Below are 2,642 nucleotides of genomic sequence, written 5' to 3'. Positions count from 1 at the left end.
GGGGGGGAGCCACTCGTCGTCCAGGTCGAGGCCGTGCCGCAGCATGCCGACGGCCTGCAGGGGCTTGAGCGACGAGCGTGCCCAGATCGTCGCGTCGGGGTCGCCGAGCGCGAGCCGGACGTCGCCGTCCGGCGCCAGCACGACGAGGTGCCCCGTGTGGACGGACTCGACGAGCCCGCCCCGGACCACGCGCGCCAGCGGCACCGCGTCACGCGAGATGTCGCCGTGACCGGCGCCGGCAGCCCGGCCGCCGTCGTGCGCCGCCACGCCTCCCACGGCCCCAGGCTCCGGCCCGGACATCCCCAGCCGCCCGACGACCGACCCGGTCCCGGCCGCCGTCGCGTGTACGGCGCGACGGCGGGCCGCACGTCGACGAGGTACACGATCGCCGCGACCGCGGACAGGATGCCGAGGAACGGCAGCAGCTGCAGCGGGGGCATCGCGATGAACGACAGCAGAGTCGCAACCCCGAGGATCGCGAGCCAGAAGTTCTTGGTGCGCTTCCCGGCCGCCGGGAACGCGTTCGCCGGCCGGCGCAGCAGGTCGACGAGCGCCCACACGCACAGCACGAAGATCGCGAGCAGGAACAGCAGGTACACGATCCACTGGAGGCTTCCGACGATTCCCACGCGCCGAGCCTACGGGCCGAACGCCCCACGCGCAGTCACCTGTGCACGAGCAGGGGTCACGCGGGCGCCGGGACCGGTGCGCAGGTCCCACCAGTCGGCCGGTGCCGACTCCGCGCGTCACGGGACGACGCGCAGCCCTTCGGAGCGTGCCGCCGACGCGAGGTGCTCGTCCCACGCGACGACGACCAGCTCGTCGGACCGCAGCAGCAGCGCCGACGCGAGGTGCAGCGCGTCCGCGGCCCGCAGTGCGTGGTAGCCGACGAGCGTCGCGGCGGCTGCCGTGACCGGCTCGTGCAGCTCGACCACGTGCAGCGCGGGCCACAGCCGCTCCCACTGCGCGAGCGCGGCCCGCTCGGTCCCCGCGTCGATCACTCCCGCGCGACGACCGCCGGCCAGCAGCGCACGCACCTCGGCATCGGCGAGCCGGGACGTCGCGACGAGGTCGGCACCGGACCACAGCGCGGCGGCGAGGTCGCTGCCGGACTCGGTGACGCACAGCTTCGCGAGCGCGCTCGTGTCGAAGTAGCAGACGGCCATCAGCGGCGCAGCCGCCGCACGAGGCCGGACACGCCCTGCCGCCCGGGCTCGGTGCCGACGGGTTCGGCCGCCTCGCGCGCAGCGGACGCCGGCGAGAGCAGGCCGTCGCGCTCGAGGCGCGCCAGCAGGTCGGCCGAGTCGATGCCGGTGAGCCGCGCGACGGGGATCCCGCGTTCGGTGATCACCACGTCCTGCCCCTCGCGTGCCGTCTCGATCCACTGCTTGAGCTCTGCGCGCAACGCGCTCACCGCGACCTCCACGGGCCCGACGCTACCGGGCGGGCGTACCGCAGGGCACGCGTCAGATCTCCGGGAGCGCCGCGCGGGCCGCGCCGGACTCCTCGCCCGCGGCCTCGAGCAGGTCGACGACGAGCGAGCGGTGCAGCAGCACGAGGCTCTGCACCTGCCAGTCGGCGGGTGCGATGACGAACGGGTCGAGCGCACCGGCGGACGCGAGCAGCGCGGCGCGGGCCCGCGCCGGGTCCCGACCGCTGCCGAGCGCGGACGCGAGCTCGGTCGCAGCGGCGGCGGTCGCCTCGATGCGCCGCCCGGCAGCGCCCAGGTCGTGCACGGTGGGCGACTCGAGCAGCGCCAGCGCGCGGCGGGTCATGACGCGTGTGTTGCGCATCGCGCGGTCCATGAGCACGGACGCCGCGACGAGCCGGGACAGCTCGCCGCGGTGCTTGCGGTGCGCGGGGGACAGCCGGACGAGCTCGCGCGCGTTCGTCGTGACCTCGTGCCACTCGTCGAGCGCGGCCTGGGACGCGCGGCCGCGCACGAGCACGTCCTCGACGTCGGAGACCGAGCGCGTCGCGAGCCCGCCCGCGAGCTCGTGCAGGATCCCCGCGACCTCGAGCGTGCCGTTGCGGGCGAGCTCGCGCGGGTGCCGCCGCGGGTCGGACGGCGTGAGCACCGCGACGGCGAACGCGACACCACCGCCGACGAGCGCGTCGGTCCAGCGCCCGAACGGTCCGCCGGTGGCGGCCAGCGTGGGCAGCCCGACGATGATCATGGCCTGCACGCCCGCCTGCGTGGTGAGCAGGGCGCCGCGGTCGAGGAGCCGCGCGAGCGTCGCGGCGACGAACAGCACGAGGGCGACCTGCCACAGCCCGGTGCCGATGACGTGCACGAGCGCATCACCGAGGCCGACGCCGATCGCCACGCCCGCCGCGATCTCGGCCACGCGCCGCAGCGACCGGTCGGCAGTGAACCCGAGCGCGATCCACGCGCACACGGGCGCGAAGAACGGGTACGGGTGGTCGAGCACGTACCGGCCGATCGCGAACGCGAGTCCCGCGGCGACCGACGCCTGCAGGATCGGGAACCACGCTGCGCGCACCCGGTCGGTCCCCTGCCGGACCCGCACGCGCGCGACGAGGCGCACGTCGTGCCACCCGCGTGGGCGCGGCTCGGGGTCCTCGGACGGGGTCATCAGAGCGAGGGGTGGACGCCCAGCCCGCGCGCGACCGGGCCGCGC

Annotated in this window: 4 protein-coding genes and 1 pseudogene; all 5 read right to left on the bottom strand. The window is 75.9% G+C overall.

Going from position 1 to position 2,642, the window contains the following annotated elements:
- Nucleotides 1–276: asparaginase (locus tag CWIS_RS04235; RefSeq protein ID WP_369796477.1), on the bottom strand; the 276-nt coding region annotated here is incomplete at its 3' end.
- 74 nt (nt 277–350) lie between these two features.
- Nucleotides 351–599 (bottom strand): annotated as a pseudogene (locus CWIS_RS19230) (DUF2516 family protein); the annotation flags it as partial.
- Between the two features lie 147 nt (nt 600–746).
- Nucleotides 747–1,166: a type II toxin-antitoxin system VapC family toxin gene (locus tag CWIS_RS04230; protein ID WP_048342006.1), complete on the bottom strand. Its 420-nt coding sequence runs from the start codon at nt 1,164–1,166 to the stop codon at nt 747–749.
- A complete protein-coding gene (locus CWIS_RS04225) occupies nt 1,166–1,426 on the bottom strand; it encodes a type II toxin-antitoxin system prevent-host-death family antitoxin (protein WP_048342005.1) in 261 nt (86 codons plus the stop codon). Before CWIS_RS04225 ends, CWIS_RS04230 begins: the two co-directional genes overlap by 1 nt.
- A 40-nt stretch (nt 1,427–1,466) precedes the next feature.
- Nucleotides 1,467–2,597 carry an aromatic acid exporter family protein gene (locus CWIS_RS04220; protein WP_048342004.1) on the bottom strand — a complete coding sequence of 377 codons (1,131 nt, stop codon included), beginning with the start codon at nt 2,595–2,597 and terminating at the stop codon, nt 1,467–1,469.
- Nucleotides 2,598–2,642 lie beyond the last annotated feature (45 nt).

The sequence above is a fragment of the Cellulomonas sp. A375-1 genome (assembly GCF_001040865.1).
Lineage (GTDB): Bacteria > Actinomycetota > Actinomycetes > Actinomycetales > Cellulomonadaceae > Cellulomonas > Cellulomonas gelida.
Note: the sequence above shows the minus strand (reverse complement) of the source record. Positions and strands in the feature narration are given on the sequence as shown.

Excerpts from the sequence above, each read along its gene's own strand:
- CWIS_RS04230 (WP_048342006.1), bottom strand. The coding sequence starts at position 1,166 with ATGGCCGTCTGCTACTTCGACACGAGCGCGCTCGCGAAGCTGTGCGTC.
- CWIS_RS04220 (WP_048342004.1), bottom strand. The coding sequence starts at position 2,597 with ATGACCCCGTCCGAGGACCCCGAGCCGCGCCCACGCGGGTGGCACGAC.